This window comes from Stenotrophomonas sp. YJH_SMC_138, assembly GCF_059369855.1.
Window position 1 is genome coordinate 179713 of the sequence record NZ_JCAFTB010000005.1, and the last position, 14387, is coordinate 194099.

At 67.1% G+C, this 14387-nt stretch carries 13 protein-coding genes; 10 read left to right on the top strand and 3 right to left on the bottom strand.

Annotated elements, in window-relative coordinates:
• Positions 1 to 121: 121 nt before the first annotated feature.
• The 10 genes from AC5P7I_RS12885 to AC5P7I_RS12930 all read left to right on the top strand — a co-directional run bounded on the left by AC5P7I_RS12885 (position 122) and on the right by AC5P7I_RS12930 (position 10662).
• Positions 122 to 1132, top strand: coding sequence for an N-acetylornithine carbamoyltransferase (locus tag AC5P7I_RS12885; RefSeq protein WP_014647788.1), 1011 nt, complete (start codon positions 122 to 124; stop codon positions 1130 to 1132).
• Positions 1133 to 1251: 119 nt separating this feature from the next.
• Positions 1252 to 2448, top strand: a complete 1197-nt coding sequence (locus AC5P7I_RS12890) for an argininosuccinate synthase (RefSeq protein WP_262088000.1) — start codon at positions 1252 to 1254, stop codon at positions 2446 to 2448.
• Between the two features lie 151 nt (positions 2449 to 2599).
• Positions 2600 to 3688 (top strand): acetylornithine deacetylase, encoded by a 1089-nt coding sequence (locus tag AC5P7I_RS12895; protein WP_262087999.1) that lies wholly within the window; start codon positions 2600 to 2602, stop codon positions 3686 to 3688.
• 75 nt (positions 3689 to 3763) lie between these two features.
• Positions 3764 to 5092: an acetylglutamate kinase gene (locus AC5P7I_RS12900; RefSeq protein ID WP_046431735.1), complete on the top strand. Its 1329-nt coding sequence runs from the start codon at positions 3764 to 3766 to the stop codon at positions 5090 to 5092.
• A 4-nt stretch (positions 5093 to 5096) separates the two neighbouring features.
• Positions 5097 to 5696, top strand: coding sequence for a GNAT family N-acetyltransferase (locus AC5P7I_RS12905; RefSeq protein ID WP_014647784.1), 600 nt, complete (start codon positions 5097 to 5099; stop codon positions 5694 to 5696).
• Positions 5693 to 6646, top strand: coding sequence for an N-acetyl-gamma-glutamyl-phosphate reductase (argC, locus tag AC5P7I_RS12910; RefSeq protein WP_014647783.1), 954 nt, complete (start codon positions 5693 to 5695; stop codon positions 6644 to 6646). The genes AC5P7I_RS12905 and argC overlap by 4 nt, the downstream gene beginning before the upstream one ends.
• A gap of 20 nt (positions 6647 to 6666) precedes the next feature.
• Positions 6667 to 7962 carry an argininosuccinate lyase gene (gene argH / locus AC5P7I_RS12915; protein ID WP_014647782.1) on the top strand — a complete coding sequence of 432 codons (1296 nt, stop codon included), beginning with the start codon at positions 6667 to 6669 and terminating at the stop codon, positions 7960 to 7962.
• Positions 7962 to 8225, top strand: coding sequence for a YciI family protein (locus AC5P7I_RS12920; protein ID WP_014647781.1), 264 nt, complete (start codon positions 7962 to 7964; stop codon positions 8223 to 8225). The genes argH and AC5P7I_RS12920 overlap by 1 nt, the downstream gene beginning before the upstream one ends.
• Before the next feature lie 11 nt (positions 8226 to 8236).
• Positions 8237 to 9394, top strand: coding sequence for a glutamate 5-kinase (gene proB / locus AC5P7I_RS12925; RefSeq protein ID WP_014647780.1), 1158 nt, complete (start codon positions 8237 to 8239; stop codon positions 9392 to 9394).
• Entirely contained in the window at positions 9391 to 10662 is a 1272-nt protein-coding gene (locus AC5P7I_RS12930) for a glutamate-5-semialdehyde dehydrogenase (protein ID WP_046431726.1), read from the top strand. The genes proB and AC5P7I_RS12930 overlap by 4 nt, the downstream gene beginning before the upstream one ends.
• 112 nt (positions 10663 to 10774) lie before the next feature.
• Here the strand turns inward: AC5P7I_RS12930 and pgaD are convergent, their stop codons facing one another.
• Genes pgaD through pgaB form a run of 3 tightly spaced genes read right to left on the bottom strand, consistent with a single transcriptional unit; the run spans position 10775 to position 14386 of the window.
• Positions 10775 to 11245, bottom strand: a complete 471-nt coding sequence (gene pgaD, locus AC5P7I_RS12935; protein ID WP_014647778.1) for a poly-beta-1,6-N-acetyl-D-glucosamine biosynthesis protein PgaD — start codon at positions 11243 to 11245, stop codon at positions 10775 to 10777.
• Positions 11242 to 12492, bottom strand: a complete 1251-nt coding sequence (pgaC, locus tag AC5P7I_RS12940) for a poly-beta-1,6-N-acetyl-D-glucosamine synthase (protein WP_172412062.1) — start codon at positions 12490 to 12492, stop codon at positions 11242 to 11244. Before pgaC ends, pgaD begins: the two co-directional genes overlap by 4 nt.
• Before the next feature lie 7 nt (positions 12493 to 12499).
• Positions 12500 to 14386 carry a poly-beta-1,6-N-acetyl-D-glucosamine N-deacetylase PgaB gene (gene pgaB / locus AC5P7I_RS12945; RefSeq protein ID WP_262087998.1) on the bottom strand — a complete coding sequence of 629 codons (1887 nt, stop codon included), beginning with the start codon at positions 14384 to 14386 and terminating at the stop codon, positions 12500 to 12502.
• Position 14387 lies beyond the last annotated feature (1 nt).

The window sequence follows — 14387 nt, forward strand, 5'->3', positions numbered from 1 at the left end:
CGTTTCCGCGCTTCGAAAATGCATCTTCTGAAAGCTGCAACTGCAATCTTCCCGCTCCACCTTTGATTCCTGTTTTCCCTTCCACCGCGTCGAAACCGGCGCCGCCACGCAAGGAAAGATGATGTCCCCCAAGCACTTCCTGAACACCCAGGACTGGAGCCGCAGCGATCTCGACGCGCTGTTGACCCAGGCGGCGCTGTTCAAGCGCAACAAGCTCGGCGACCAGCTCAAGGGCAAGTCGATCGCGCTGGTGTTCTTCAACCCGTCCATGCGCACCCGCACCAGCTTCGAACTGGGCGCGTTCCAGCTCGGTGCCCACGCGGTGGTGCTGCAGCCGGGCAAGGATGCGTGGCCGATCGAGTTCAACCTCGGCACGGTGATGGACGGCGATACCGAAGAGCACATCGCTGAAGTGGCCAAGGTGCTGGGTCGCTACTGCGACATCATCGCCGTGCGTGCGTTCCCCAAGTTCATCGACTGGGCCTACGACCGCCAGGACATCGTCCTCAACAGCTTCGCCAGGTACTCGCCGGTGCCGGTCATCAACATGGAGACCATCACCCACCCGTGCCAGGAGCTGGCCCACATCATGGCCCTGCAGGAGCACTTCGGCACCCAGGACCTGCGTGGCAAGAAGTACGTGCTGACCTGGACCTACCACCCCAAGCCGCTGAACACCGCCGTTGCCAATTCGGCGCTGACCATCGCCACCCGCATGGGCATGGACGTGACCCTGCTGTGCCCGACCGCCGACTACATCCTCGACGAGCGTTACATGGGCTGGGCCGAGCAGAACGTGGCCGAGAGCGGCGGCTCGCTGAAGATCAGCCATGACATCGACAGCGCCTACGCCGGCGCCGACGTGGTCTACGCCAAGAGCTGGGGCGCGCTGCCGTTCTTCGGCAACTGGGAACCGGAGAAGCCGATCCGCGACCAGTTCAAGCACTTCATCGTGGACGAGCGGAAGATGGCGCTGACCAACAATGGTGTGTTCAGCCACTGCCTGCCGCTGCGCCGCAACGTGAAGGCCACCGACGCGGTGATGGATTCGCCGCAGTGCATCGCCATCAACGAAGCCGAGAACCGCCTGCACGTGCAGAAGGCGATCATGGCGGCGGTTGCCGGGCGCTAGATCGAACAAGGGGTAGAGCCGACCGTTGGTCGGCTGCTCCCGCAGCGTCGCATCCAATATTCCAGCCGACCAACGGTCGGCTCTACCGAATTCCCATCCCCCAAGTGGACCTGACCCCCATGAGCAACAAAGACGTCGTTCTCGCCTTCTCCGGCGGCCTGGATACCAGCTTCTGCGTGCCGTACCTGCAGGAGCGCGGCTACAACGTGCACACCGTGTTCGCCGACACCGGCGGCGTCGATGATGAAGAGCGTGACTTCATCGAGAAGCGCGCCGCCGAACTGGGCGTGGCGAGCCACCTTACCGTCAACGGTGGCCCGGCCATCTGGGAAGGCTTCGTCAAGCCGTTTGTGTGGGCCGGCGAAGGCTACCAGGGCCAGTACCCGCTGCTGGTCTCGGACCGCTACCTGATCGTCGATGCCGCGCTGAAGCGTGCTGCCGAGCTGGGCACCAACATCATCGCCCACGGTTGCACCGGCATGGGCAACGACCAGGTCCGCTTCGACCTGGCCGTGAAGGCGCTGGGCGACTACCAGATCATCGCGCCGATCCGCGAGATCCAGAAGGAACACACCCAGACCCGCGCCTACGAGCAGAAGTACCTGGAAGAGCGTGGCTTCGGCGTGCGCGCCAAGCAGCAGGCCTACACCATCAACGAGAACCTGCTGGGCCTGACCATGTCCGGCGGCGAGATCGACCGGTGGGAAGCTCCGGGCGAGGGCGCGCGTGGTTGGTGCGCACCGCGCAGCGAGTGGCCGGAGCAGGCCCTGACCGTGACCCTGAAGTTCGTTGAAGGCGAAGCCGTCGAACTGGACGGCAAGGCGCTGCCGGGCGACCAGATCCTGGCCCAGCTCAACAAGCTGTTCGCCCCGTACGGCGTGGGCCGCGGCGTCTACACCGGCGACACCGTGATCGGCCTGAAGGGCCGCATCGTGTTCGAGGCCCCGGGCCTGGTTTCGCTGCTGGCCGCACACCGTGCGCTGGAAGATGCGGTGCTGACCAAGCAGCAGAACCGCTTCAAGCCGGACGTGGCGCGCAAGTGGGTGGAGCTGGTGTACGAAGGCTTCTACCACGACCCGCTGAAGACCGACATCGAAGCCTTCCTGAAGTCCTCGCAGGCCAAGGTCAACGGCGAAGTGGTGCTGGAAACCCGTGGTGGCCGCGTCGATGCGGTGGCCGTGAAGTCGCCGCACCTGCTCAACACCAAGGGCGCCACCTACGCGCAGTCGGCCGACTGGGGCGTGGAGGAGGCTGAAGGCTTCATCAAGCTGTTGGGGATGAGCTCCACTGTCTATGCGCAGGTCAATCGCGGTTGACCTGTGACGGGGTGCCGGCCGCTGGCCGGCGCCTCGCAACGTCGATGGAGGGTAGTGCCGGCCGCTGGCCGGCTCGTGGCACGGCTGGATCATTGCGGAGCCGGCCAGCGGCCGGCACTACCGATTTCGAACCCTACGGATATTCAGACACATGCTTGAACAGACGCTCGATCACCTGCAGGCCCTGGTGTCCTTCGACACCCGCAACCCGCCGCGTGCGATCACCACCGGTGGCATCTTCGATTACCTGCGCGACAACCTGCCCGGCTTCAACGTCGAGGTGATCGACCATGGCGCGGGCGCAGTCAGCCTGTACGCCGTGCGCGGGACGCCGAAGTACCTGTTCAACGTGCACCTGGACACCGTGCCGGACTCGCCGCACTGGAGTGCCGACCCGCATGTGATGCGCCGCCTGGACGACCGCGTGGTCGGCCTGGGCGTGTGTGACATCAAGGGCGCCGCCGCTGCGCTGGTGGCGGCGGCCAATGCCAGCGATGGCGATGCCGCCTTCCTGTTCTCCAGCGACGAGGAAGCCAACGATCCGCGCTGTATCGCCGCGTTCCTGGCCCGTGGCCTGCCGTATGAAGCGGTGCTGGTGGCCGAGCCGACCATGAGTGAAGCGGTGCTGGCGCATCGTGGCATCAGCTCGGTGCTGATGCAGTTCGCCGGCCGCGCCGGCCATGCGTCCGGCAAGCAGGACGCGGCCGCCAGCGCGCTGCACCAGGCCATGCGCTGGGGCAACCGTGCACTGGACCATGTGGAATCGCTGGCCTCGGCCCGCTTCGGCGGGCTGACCGGGCTGCGCTTCAACATCGGTCGCGTCGAAGGCGGGATCAAGGCCAACATGATCGCACCGGCTGCTGAGGTGCGCTTCGGGTTCCGCCCGCTGCCGTCGATGGACATCGATGGCCTGCTGGCGACCTTCGCCGGTTTCGCCGAACCAGAAGCCGCCGTGTTCACCGAAACGTTCCGTGGCCCCAGCCTGCCGGCCGGTGACATCGCCGAGGCCGAGAACCGCCGCCTGCTGGCGCGCGATGTGGCCGATGCGCTGGAGCTGCCGATCGGCAACGCGGTGGACTTCTGGACCGAGGCCTCGCTGTTCTCCGCCGGTGGCTACACCACGCTGGTGTTCGGCCCGGGCGACATCGCCCAGGCCCACACCGCCGATGAGTTCGTGACGCTGGAGCAGCTGCAGCGCTACACCGACGCCGTGCATCGCATCATCGCCGCCGGCGGCTGATCGACCCTACAACGCCGCCCGGCCCTGGCCGGGTGGAACTGCAACGCGGCGACCGCCGCCTGTGACGAAACCGAAATGTCTCCTGCCCTCCAGCCCCACCGCCAGACCCGCCAGACCATCGTGCGCCTGCTTTCCAGCATGGCCAGCGCGAAGGAGATCAGCCAGTACCTCAAGCGCTTCTCGCAGCTGGACGCCAAGCGCTTCGCCGTGGTCAAGGTCGGCGGCGCGGTGCTGCGCGACGACCTCGACGCGCTGACCTCTTCGCTGTCGTTCCTGCAGGAAGTCGGGCTGACCCCGATCGTACTGCACGGTGCCGGCCCGCAGCTGGATGCCGAACTGTCGGCCGCCGGCATCGAGAAGCAGACCGTCAACGGCCTGCGCGTGACGTCGCCGGAAGCGCTGGCGATCGTGCGCCGGGTGTTCCAGCAGTCCAACCTGCGCCTGGTCGAGGCGCTGCAGCAGAACGGCGCGCGCGCCACCTCGATCACCGGCGGCGTGTTCGAGGCCCAGTACCTGGACGTGGACACCTACGGCCTGGTCGGCGAGGTGAAGAAGGTCAACCTGGCACCGATCGAGGCCAGCCTGCGTGCCGGGTCGATCCCGGTCATCACCAGCCTGGGCGAGACCGCTGGCGGCCAGATCCTCAACGTCAACGCCGACTTCGCCGCCAACGAGCTGGTGCAGGAACTGCAGCCATACAAGATCATCTTCCTGACCGGCACTGGCGGCCTGCTGGACGAGCAGGGCAACGTAATCGATTCGATCAACCTGTCCACCGAGTACGACCACCTGATCGCGCAGCCGTGGATCCACGGCGGCATGAAGGTGAAGATCGAACAGATCAAGGATCTGCTCGATCGCCTGCCGCTGGAATCGTCGGTGTCGATCACGCGCCCGGCCGACCTGGCCAAGGAACTGTTCACCCACAAGGGTTCGGGCACGCTGGTGCGCAAGGGCGAGAAGGTGCTGCGCGCCACCGCCTGGAACGCGCTGGACCTGCCGCGCCTGAAGGGCCTGATCGAATCCAGCTTCGGCCGCACCCTGGTGCCGGAGTACTTCGAAAAGACGAAGCTGCTGCGCGCCTACGTCAGCGAGAACTACCGCACCGCGGTGATCCTCACCGACGAGGCCGAGGGCGTGTACCTGGACAAGTTCGCCGTGCTCGACGATGCGCAGGGCGAGGGCCTGGGCCGCGCGGTCTGGAACGTGATGCTGGAGGAAACCCCGCAGCTGTTCTGGCGTTCGCGCCATGGCAATCCGATCAACCACTTCTATTACGCTGAATCCGACGGCTGCTACAAGCAGGACCACTGGAAGGTGTTCTGGTTCGGCGCCGACGGCATCGACCGGATCAAGACCTATGTCGACCATTGCGCCCGGCGCGCGCCGAGCCTGCAGGGCTGAACACATGAACCATGCCGACTGGACCAAGGTCCCTACGCTGGCGGGCACCCATGCGCGGCTGGAGCCGCTGCAGATGGGGCATATCGATGGCCTGCGCGGCGCGCTTGGCGATGGCGCGTTGTCCAGGCTCTGGTACACCCAGGTGCCCGATGCGAAGACCATGGCCGGCTACGTGCAGGCAGCGCTGCAGGCGCAGGCCGAAGGCAGGGTGCTGCCGTTCGTGGTGTTCGATGCCAACGACCAGATTGTCGGCACCACCCGCTACTACGATCTGCAAGCGGACGTGCCGCGCCTGAGTATCGGTTACACCTGGTATGGCGAGTCTGCGCAACGCACCGGGGTCAACACCGAGACCAAGCTGATGCTGCTCAGCCACGCGTTCGAGCGGTTGCAGTGCCTGAGCGTCGTGTTCGAGACCAGCTGGTTCAACTTCACCTCGCGCACCGCCATCGCACGCCTCGGCGCCAAGCAGGATGGCGTGCTGCGCAACCACAAGCGGCACGCCGACGGCACGCCGCGCGACACCGTCATCTTCTCCATCATCGATGCGGAATGGCAGGGCGTGAAGCGCCACCTGCAGTACCGCCTGGACAGCCACGCATGAACGATTCGACTTTCACCCTGGGCATCGTCGGGGCCCGCGGCCATACCGGCGCCGAGCTGATCAAGCTGGTGGCCGCCCATCCGCGCCTGGAACTGGCCTTTGTCTCCTCGCGCGAGCGCGCCGGGCAGCGCCTGTCCGACCACCACCCGGAGTTCCAGGGCGAGCTGCAGTACGAGAACCTGGATGCCGACGCGGTGGCCGCCAAAGGCGTGGACGCGGTGATCCTGGCCCTGCCCAACGGCCTGGCCGCACCGTTCGTGGCCGCGCTTGAAGCCGCCAAGCCGGACACCGTCATCGTCGATCTCTCGGCCGACTACCGCTTCGACAACAGCTGGTATTACGGCCTGCCGGAGCTGACCCGCGGCCGCTACAACGGCCAGAAGCACATCAGCAACCCGGGCTGCTATGCCACGGCGATGCAGCTGGCGGTGCATCCGCTGCTGGACCTGCTGGCCGGCCCGCCGCAGTGCTTCGGTGTCTCCGGCTACTCCGGTGCCGGTACCACGCCGTCGGACAAGAACAACGTCGAACTGCTGGCCGACAACCTGATGCCGTATGCGCTGACCAACCACGTGCACGAGCGCGAGGTGTCGGTGCAGCTGGGCGTGGCCGTCGAGTTCATGCCGCACGTCGCGCCGCATTTCCGCGGCATCACGCTGACCGCCAACCTGTGGCTGAACCGCGTGCAGACCCGCGAACAGATCGTCGAGCGCTTCCAGCAGGCCTATGCCGGCGAACCCCTGATCGAAGTGGTGGATGAAGCGCCGTGGGTCAGCCGCATCGCCGGCCGCCACGGTGCCCAGGTCGGTGGCTTCACCCTGGCCCCGGGCGGCAAGCGGGTGGTGGTGGTGGCGACCTTGGACAACCTGCTCAAGGGCGCGGCCACCCAGGCCATGCAGAACCTCAACCTTGCGCTGGGCATCGACGAACTGACGTCGATCCCGCACTGAACACGCCTTCCGGAGCCCCCATGGCAGACCTTCTTTGGCAGAAGCCCGGCGTCGCTGTCGACGCCCAGATCCAGACCTTCCTCGCCGGCGACGACGTGATCCTCGACCGCGAGTTCTTCCTGCATGACATCGCTGCCAGCGCCGCGCATGCGCAGGGCCTGCAGCACATCGGCATCCTCAGCGCCGACGAGCTGGCAGGCCTGCTGCGCGAGCTCGACGTGCTGGCGCAGGATTTCCGTGAAGGCCGCTTCGTGCTGGATACGCAGTACGAAGACGGTCACTCAGCAATCGAAGCGCGTTTGACCGAACGCCTCGGCGACGCTGGCCGCAAGATCCACACCGGCCGCAGCCGCAATGACCAGATCCTGGTCGCCACCCGCCTGTGGCTGAAGGAGAAGCTGCTGCGCGTGGCCGGGCTCAGCACCGACGTGGCCAAGATCGCGCTGGACCGTGCGCAGGCCGAGAAGGACCTGCCGATTCCCGGCTATACCCATATCCAGCGCGCCGTGGTCTCTTCGGCCGGCATGTGGTGGGCCGGATGGGCCGAGGCCTTCATCGACAACGCCATCCGCGCCCGTGACACCCATGCGCTGGTCGACGCCAATCCGCTCGGCACCGCCGCCGGCTACGGGGTGAACCTGCCGCTGGACCGCGAGCACACCACGGCCGCGCTCGGTTTCGCGCGTATGCAGATCTCGCCGATCTACGCACAGCTGTCGCGCGGCAAGTTCGAGCTGGCCGCGCTGGAAGCACTCGGTGGCGCTACGCTGGACCTGCGCCGCATCGCCTGGGACCTGTCGCTGTTCACCAGCGCCGAGTTCGGCTTCGTCGCGCTGCCGGCGCAGTACACCACCGGCAGTTCGATCATGCCCAACAAGCGCAACCCGGACGTGATCGAGCTGATGCGTGCGACCCACGCCAGCGTCGCCGCCGCGCGCACCGAGATCGAGCAGCTGCTGTCGCTGCCTTCGGGTTATCACCGTGACCTGCAGTCGTCCAAGGGCGCCATCTTCCACGGCTTCGGCCGTGGCCTGGCCGCGCTGGAACTGCTGCCGGCGCTGCTGGCCAATCTGGAGTGGCGTGACGACAGGCTGCGCGCAGCGATCGATTCGGGCATGTATGCCACCGACGTCGCCGTGGAAGCGGCGGTGGCCGGTGTGCCGTTCCGCGAGGCCTACAAGGCCGCTGCAGCCGGTGCCGACAGCGCAGGGCAGGGACGTACCCCGGAAGGCAGCCTGGCTGCGCGTGTATCGCCGGGCTCGGCTGCCGATCTGCGCCTGGACGAACTGCGCGCACGCTGGCAGGCGCTGTCCTGATGGCGGGCACTGTCTATCTGGTGATGGCGATGCGCCGGCCGGACTTCAACGATGCGGCGGTGCAGCCGCACCGCGATTTCCTCGAGGCGTTGCAGGCACAGGGAAAGCTGCAGCTGACCGGTGGTTTCGCCGATGGCAGCGGTGGCGCCTATGTGCTGTGCAATGTCGAGAGCCTGGAACAGGCGCGGGCCATCGTCGCCACCGATCCGCTGGTGACGATGCACGCTTCCGAGCTGACCGTGCACGAATGGAATACCCGCTGAGGCCCTGACCGATGACCCTGCACGCCGCCACCGTCGCTTCGCCGTTCCCGCAACAGGCGCTGCCGCCATGGCGGCGTGCGGTGCTGAAGGTTGGCAGCAGCCTGCTGGCGGCCGATGGTGGCGGCCTGTCGCCACGCCACGCGCTGGGCCTGGCCCAGTTTGTATCCGCCAACGTACTGGCTGGGCGCGAGGTGGTGATCGTCTCCTCCGGCGCGGTTGCGGCGGGGCGCGCGATCCTGCCGCGGGCCGATGAACCCGGTGCGGCGATGGCGGCGCGGCAGGCCCTGGCCGCGCTCGGCCAGGCGCAGCTGATCGGGCTCTGGCAGCGCTTCTTCGAGCGCCCGGTGGCGCAGGTGCTGCTGACCCACGACGACCTGCGCAACCGCCGCCGCTACCTCAATGCACGCGCCACGCTGAGCGAACTGCTGCGGCTGGGTGCGCTGCCGGTGGTCAACGAGAACGACACCGTATCGGTGGACGAGCTCAAGCTCGGTGACAACGACAACCTGGCCGCGACCGTGGCCGCGCTGGTCGATGCCGATGCACTGTTCATCGCCACCGACATCGACGGCCTGTACAGCGCAGATCCGCGCACCGTGGCCGACGCGCGGCCACTGCACGACGTGCCGGAACTGAGTGACGATGTGCTGGCGATGGCCGGCGGCGCCGGCTCGCGCGCCGGCACCGGCGGCATGCGTACCAAGCTGGAGGCGGCGGCCAAGGCGGGCCGCCTCGGCATCGAAACCTACCTGTTCAACGGCCGCAGCAGCGATGTGGTGCGCGCGCTGGCGCAGGACCGCCTGTTCGGCACCCGCATCCACGCCGCACGCAGCCGCGAGGCTGCCCGCAAGCACTGGCTGCGGCACGCGCCGCTGGCCGAGGGCGCGATCGTCGTCGATGCCGGTGCGGCACAGGCGATGCGGGAGAAGGGCGCCTCGCTGCTGCCCGGCGGCATCACCGCTGCCGAGGGGGCATTCCGCCGCGGCGACATGGTGCAGGTGTGCTGGATCGCACCGCAGGGGCGTGTCTGTGTCGCCCGCGGCGTCAGCCAGTACGCGGCCGACGACGTGCGCCGGATCGCCGGCCATCATTCGCGCGACATCCAGGCCGTGCTGGGCTACAACTACGGTGGTAGCGTCGTCCATCGTGACGACCTGGTGCTGCCATGACCGGTTTGAAGGACACCCCGATGAGCGAAATCGAAGCCCAGGCGCGCGCCTGCCGTGATGCAGCGCAGATCGTTGCCGGCCTGGACAGTGCGGCGCGACGCATGCTGCTGCTGGCGATGGCGCAGGCCCTGGAAGTAAATGCCGGACTGATCCTGGCCGGCAACGCACGCGACCTCGCCGCCGCGCGCGACAAGGGCGTTGGCAGTGCCATGCTCGACCGCCTCGCACTGGACCCGCCGCGGCTGTTCGCGATGGCCGAGGCGGTGCGCGAGGTGGCCGCGCTGCCTGACCCGGTCGGCCAGGTGACGCGCGACGACGTACGTCCCAACGGCATCCGCGTGCAGAAGGTGCGCGTGCCGCTGGGCGTGATCGCGATGATCTATGAGGCGCGCCCGAACGTGACGGCCGAAGCCGCCGCGCTGTGCCTGAAGGCCGGCAATGGCGTGATCCTGCGCGGTGGTTCCGAAGCGATCCACTCCAATACCGCCATCGCCCAGGCGCTGGCCGGTGCATTGAAGGCCAACGGCGTACCGCCGGCGGCGGTGACCGTGCTCACCGACCTGCGCCGCGAGGCGATGCTGGAACTGCTGCAGCTGCATGAGCTGATCGACTTGGCCATTCCGCGTGGCGGCGAAGGCCTGATCCGTTTCGTGGCCGAGCACGCGCGCGTGCCGGTGATCAAGCATTACAAGGGGGTGTGCCACCTGTTCGTGGACGCCAGCGCCGACCTCGGCAAGGCCATCGACCTGCTGGTGGACGGCAAGTGCAGCCGGCCGGCGGCGTGCAATTCGCTGGAGACGCTGCTGGTGCACCGCGCCGTGGCTGACGCGTTCCTGCCGCGCGTGGCGCAGGCGCTGGGTGAGCGTGGGGTGCAGCTGCGCGCCGATGCGCAGGCGCAGCCGTTGCTGCCGGGCAGCACGGCGGCGACCGAGGAGGATTACGCCGCCGAGTTCCTCGATCTGGTGCTGGCGGTGCGCGTGGTCGATGATCTTGATGCAGCCATCGCGCACATCCGCACCTATACCTCCGACCACACCGAAGTGATCGCCACCGAGGACACCGGCCACGCCGAGCGCTTCGTCAACGCGCTGCGCTCGGCGGTGGTGATGGTCAACGCTTCGTCGCGCTTCTCCGATGGTGGCCAGCTGGGCCTGGGCAGTGAGATCGGTATTTCCACCACGCGCCTGCACGCCTACGGCCCGATGGGCTTGGAAGCCCTCACCGTTGAACGATTTGTCGTGCGCGGCGAAGGGCAGACGCGTACATAAGTGGATCCACGCGGCGCGTAGATGCTCTTCGCGGCAAACCCCGGTGCCGACCAAGGCCGGCACCCACCAGGCCCAAGCGCCGACCAAGGTCGGCAGCTACCAGGTCGTCGGGTTACACCACCTCGCGGCGGATGCCGACCGGCCGTGCGTGATCATCCATGTGCAGCGTGGCGGCCTTGCAGCCCATCAGGCGTTCGGCCAGCCCGGTGCTGGCGCCCAGATCGGCGGCCACTTCGTTGAGGCTGGCCAGGGGCCGCGGCAGGCGGCGTTCGCGGCCACGGAAGCGGGCGCGGTTGTACTCGGCCCAGGCGATCAGCAGCACGCTGGCGCACAGCAGCATCAATGGCAGCGCGACCAGCACGTACGGGTCGAACTGGTTCTGCCGTTCGTAGAGCTGCCGCCAGGCCAGCTGGCCACCGATCAGCCACGAGAGCAGGGTCACCAGGGGGGCCCACAGATAGAAGTAGAAGCCCCAGAACGCCAGGGTGACGAAGCCCCAGGCCGTGCGCTGGAAGTGTGGCTGGCGATGCGGCTTGCGGATCATCCGCGAGTCGAAGCGGTTGGACGGGCGTTGCGCGTTCATCGGATCCCCCGGTCAGGGCTGGTCCAGGTGGCGCGCTTGCTGCGACGGCGCAGCAGCGTCTTGGGCAGCGCCACCAGGGTGGTGGAAAGGCTGATCAGCCAGTACGCCATCGGGTACCAGATGACCCAGAAGTAATTGCGTCCAATCTGTGTTTCGTAACGCCGGTCGATGATCAGGCTGCTGGCGAACTGCAGCAGGCAGACCAGCGCCAGGATCACGCCATGCCACTCCGGCAGCAGGCTGGCGATATGCAGCTGCGGCGGCAGCTCGATGAACTTGCCCAGTGCCCACAGCAGCACGATGAACAGCATCGTGTAGGCCCAGACCACGCTCAACACGTACTCCAGCAGCACGCCCCACATGCGCCGCTCTTTCCAGTGCAGCAGCGAGCGCGCGTGGCGCAGCATCACTTCCACGCCGCCCTGGGCCCAGCGCAGGCGCTGCCGCCAGAGGCCCTTGAGCGTCTCCGGCATCAGGATGAAGCACAGCGCATTGGGTTCGTAGCGGATGTCCCAGTGCGCGCGCTGCAGGCGCCAGCTGATGTCGATGTCCTCGGTCACCATGTCATCCGACCACCAGCCGACCTGGTGCAGGGCAGTGCGGCGGAAGCCGGCGATCACGCCGGAGATGGTGAAGATGCGGCCATACACGCGCTGTGCCCGCTTGATCATGCCGATGATCGAGGAGAATTCCGCCACCTGCAGGCGTCCGAGCAGGGTGGAGCGGTTGCGGATGCGCGGGTTGCCGGTGACCGCACCGACCCGGTTGCCACTGACCAGGTGCCAGACCATCCAGTGCAGTGCATGCTCTTCCAGCATCGCATCGCCATCGATGCACACCAGGTACTCCGAGCGTGCGGCCAGTGCGCCCATGCGCAGCGCATTGGCCTTGCCCAGGTTGCGGTCCAGGTGCAGCACGCGAAGCCGTGGATGCCTTGCCGCCAGCGCATCCAGCCGTGCGCCGGTGTCATCGCTGCTGCCATCGTCGATGGCGATCACTTCGTAATCGGCGGGGTAGCGCTGGGCCAGCGCCGCAGTGAGCGTGTCGTCCAGGTTTTCTGCTTCGTTGTGGCAGGGCACCAGCAAGGTCGCGAAGGGAGGGGCGATCATCAAGGGCGGATCGTTGCGCGGACGTGAGTGACGCTCGCGCCGGAAGTAGTAGTACAGGCCACCGGACATCCAGAAGAACGCCATCACCATCGGGTAGTAGAAGGCGAACTGGAACAGGACCTGCAGCAGCGGATGCATGTCCACGTCACTTCTCCGGGTACGGGAAGTTGCCGGCGGACATTGCCGCGCGGGCATCGCGGGTGGAGGGCTGGTCGGCGATGAAGTCATCGGGGTACCAGGCGAAGTGGTGCACGCCCTGCGCCTGCAACTGGCGGATCTGCGCACGCAGGCGCCCGGCGGGAATCGGCTGCCCGCTGCGCCAATCGACGGTCTGCAGCTCGAACAGCGTGTGCTGAAGCTGCGGGTCGTGCGCACGTACCGCGGCCAGCAACTGGTCGAGCCAGCGCTCGGGGTGCCTGCTGCCTTCCATCCACGGCATCGCCATCAGCGCCGTCTGGTCGTAGGCCTTGTTGAACAGGTCCAGGCGCTGCGCGAACCAGGCTTCGCTCTGCGGGCGGAGTACCGGCTCGGCATACAGGTTGCGCACCGTTGCCAGTTTCGGCCGCCAGCGCTGCGCGCTGTTGCGCAGGGCCAGGGTGAAGTCGATCAGTGCCTGGGTACGTGCGCTGCCATCTTCGCCGGCCGCCAGGGCGGGCAGCTCGGTGTCGCGCAGGTAGCCGTCGTCATGGAACAGCAGGCCCTCGAAGTAGGAATTGACCGCCAGGTCCTCGTAGATGTCGAGCATGATCTGCCTGGCCTTCGGGTTGGTGAAATCCAACCGGTACATGCCGTCGGCATCCCCATTGCGGATCGCCAGCACCTTGCGCTGCTCCGGGTCGGGCAGTTCGAAGCCGAGCACTGGCAACCACGCGTAGACCTTCACGCCCGCGCGGGATTTCAGCTGCCAGGCGACGCGGCTGAACAGGTCCGCCCGCATCGGCATGTGCCGGTTCGGGAAATACAGCGCATCGGCGGTGTTGTTGCCGTCCGGGTCGGCAAAGGCCTGCAGATAGACATGGGTCGGCGCGATGCGCTTGACCCGCTCGATCAATGCATCGAGATTGCGTGCCTGCTGCGCTGGATCCGGGTCATACATGTCATCCAGATCGATCTGCAGGGCGCGGATGCCATCGAGCGCCACGTCTCGGCGCAGTTCGTAGGCCAGGCCTTCCACGGTCGGGTTGTTGCTCACCAGCAATCGTGCCAGCCCGTGCAGGTCGCTGGCCACTGGCGTGCTACGGCCTTCCAGGTCGAACGAAACCGGCATGCCCAGCTGCTCGGCGATGTCGTTGCTCAACTGGTTGTACGCGGCATATGGCCAGACGATGGCGCGCGGGCGCACGCCCAGGTGCTGCTGGATGCGCTGCACGCTGCGCGAAAGATCAGTGCGCAGGCGCTGCTCATACTGTGTCCCGCTCTCGTAGCTGCACGTGGCCGGGGTGTAGATGCGGGTGACCACGGCGGGCGTGGAGTTTCCCTGCGGATTGGCAAGCACGCCGTGGTGCAGGTCGTCGGTATGGCTGGCCACTTCGATCAGGCCACTGTCGTGCATCTGCTTCAGCTGCGCCCAGGTCACGAAGTCATCATGGCCGAACGGGCGGTAGCCGTAGTCGATGGTGCGGCCCGGTGCCATGTCCACGTAATCGGTGATCACCGCCACCAGGGCCGGGTAGTGGTAGGCCTGCAGCAGCGGGAACGCCTTGTCGTAGACGCTGCGCAGGCCATCGTCGAAGGTCAGCAGCACCGGCTTGGGAGGCAGCGTGGCGCGGCCCTGCGAGGCCTCGATCAGCTGCGACAGCGAAACCGGGTGGTAGCCGTGCGCGCCCAGCCAGTCCAGGTGCGCGGCGAAGTTCTGCGTGCTCACCGCATAGGAATCGGCATCACCCTTGGCGGCCACCTTGTCGCGGATGTCGTGGTAGCTGAGGATCAGCAGGCCGTTGTCGATCGCATCAAGATGCAGGGGCTGCTGCGCGAACGCCGGTGGCACGCAGGCCAGCAGCAGGAGCACGATCAGTCGCAGGAAGCGGGCCATG

Bases quoted from the DNA above. Each gene is read 5' to 3' on its own strand.
- AC5P7I_RS12885 (WP_014647788.1), top strand. From the start codon at position 122: ATGTCCCCCAAGCACTTCCTGAACACCCAGGACTGGAGCCGCAGCGAT.
- AC5P7I_RS12890 (WP_262088000.1), top strand. From the start codon at position 1,252: ATGAGCAACAAAGACGTCGTTCTCGCCTTCTCCGGCGGCCTGGATACC.
- AC5P7I_RS12895 (WP_262087999.1), top strand. From the start codon at position 2,600: ATGCTTGAACAGACGCTCGATCACCTGCAGGCCCTGGTGTCCTTCGAC.
- AC5P7I_RS12900 (WP_046431735.1), top strand. From the start codon at position 3,764: ATGTCTCCTGCCCTCCAGCCCCACCGCCAGACCCGCCAGACCATCGTG.
- AC5P7I_RS12905 (WP_014647784.1), top strand. From the start codon at position 5,097: ATGAACCATGCCGACTGGACCAAGGTCCCTACGCTGGCGGGCACCCAT.
- argC (WP_014647783.1), top strand. From the start codon at position 5,693: ATGAACGATTCGACTTTCACCCTGGGCATCGTCGGGGCCCGCGGCCAT.
- argH (WP_014647782.1), top strand. From the start codon at position 6,667: ATGGCAGACCTTCTTTGGCAGAAGCCCGGCGTCGCTGTCGACGCCCAG.
- AC5P7I_RS12920 (WP_014647781.1), top strand. From the start codon at position 7,962: ATGGCGGGCACTGTCTATCTGGTGATGGCGATGCGCCGGCCGGACTTC.
- proB (WP_014647780.1), top strand. From the start codon at position 8,237: ATGACCCTGCACGCCGCCACCGTCGCTTCGCCGTTCCCGCAACAGGCG.
- AC5P7I_RS12930 (WP_046431726.1), top strand. From the start codon at position 9,391: ATGACCGGTTTGAAGGACACCCCGATGAGCGAAATCGAAGCCCAGGCG.
- pgaD (WP_014647778.1), bottom strand. From the start codon at position 11,245: ATGAACGCGCAACGCCCGTCCAACCGCTTCGACTCGCGGATGATCCGC.
- pgaC (WP_172412062.1), bottom strand. From the start codon at position 12,492: ATGCATCCGCTGCTGCAGGTCCTGTTCCAGTTCGCCTTCTACTACCCG.
- pgaB (WP_262087998.1), bottom strand. From the start codon at position 14,386: ATGGCCCGCTTCCTGCGACTGATCGTGCTCCTGCTGCTGGCCTGCGTG.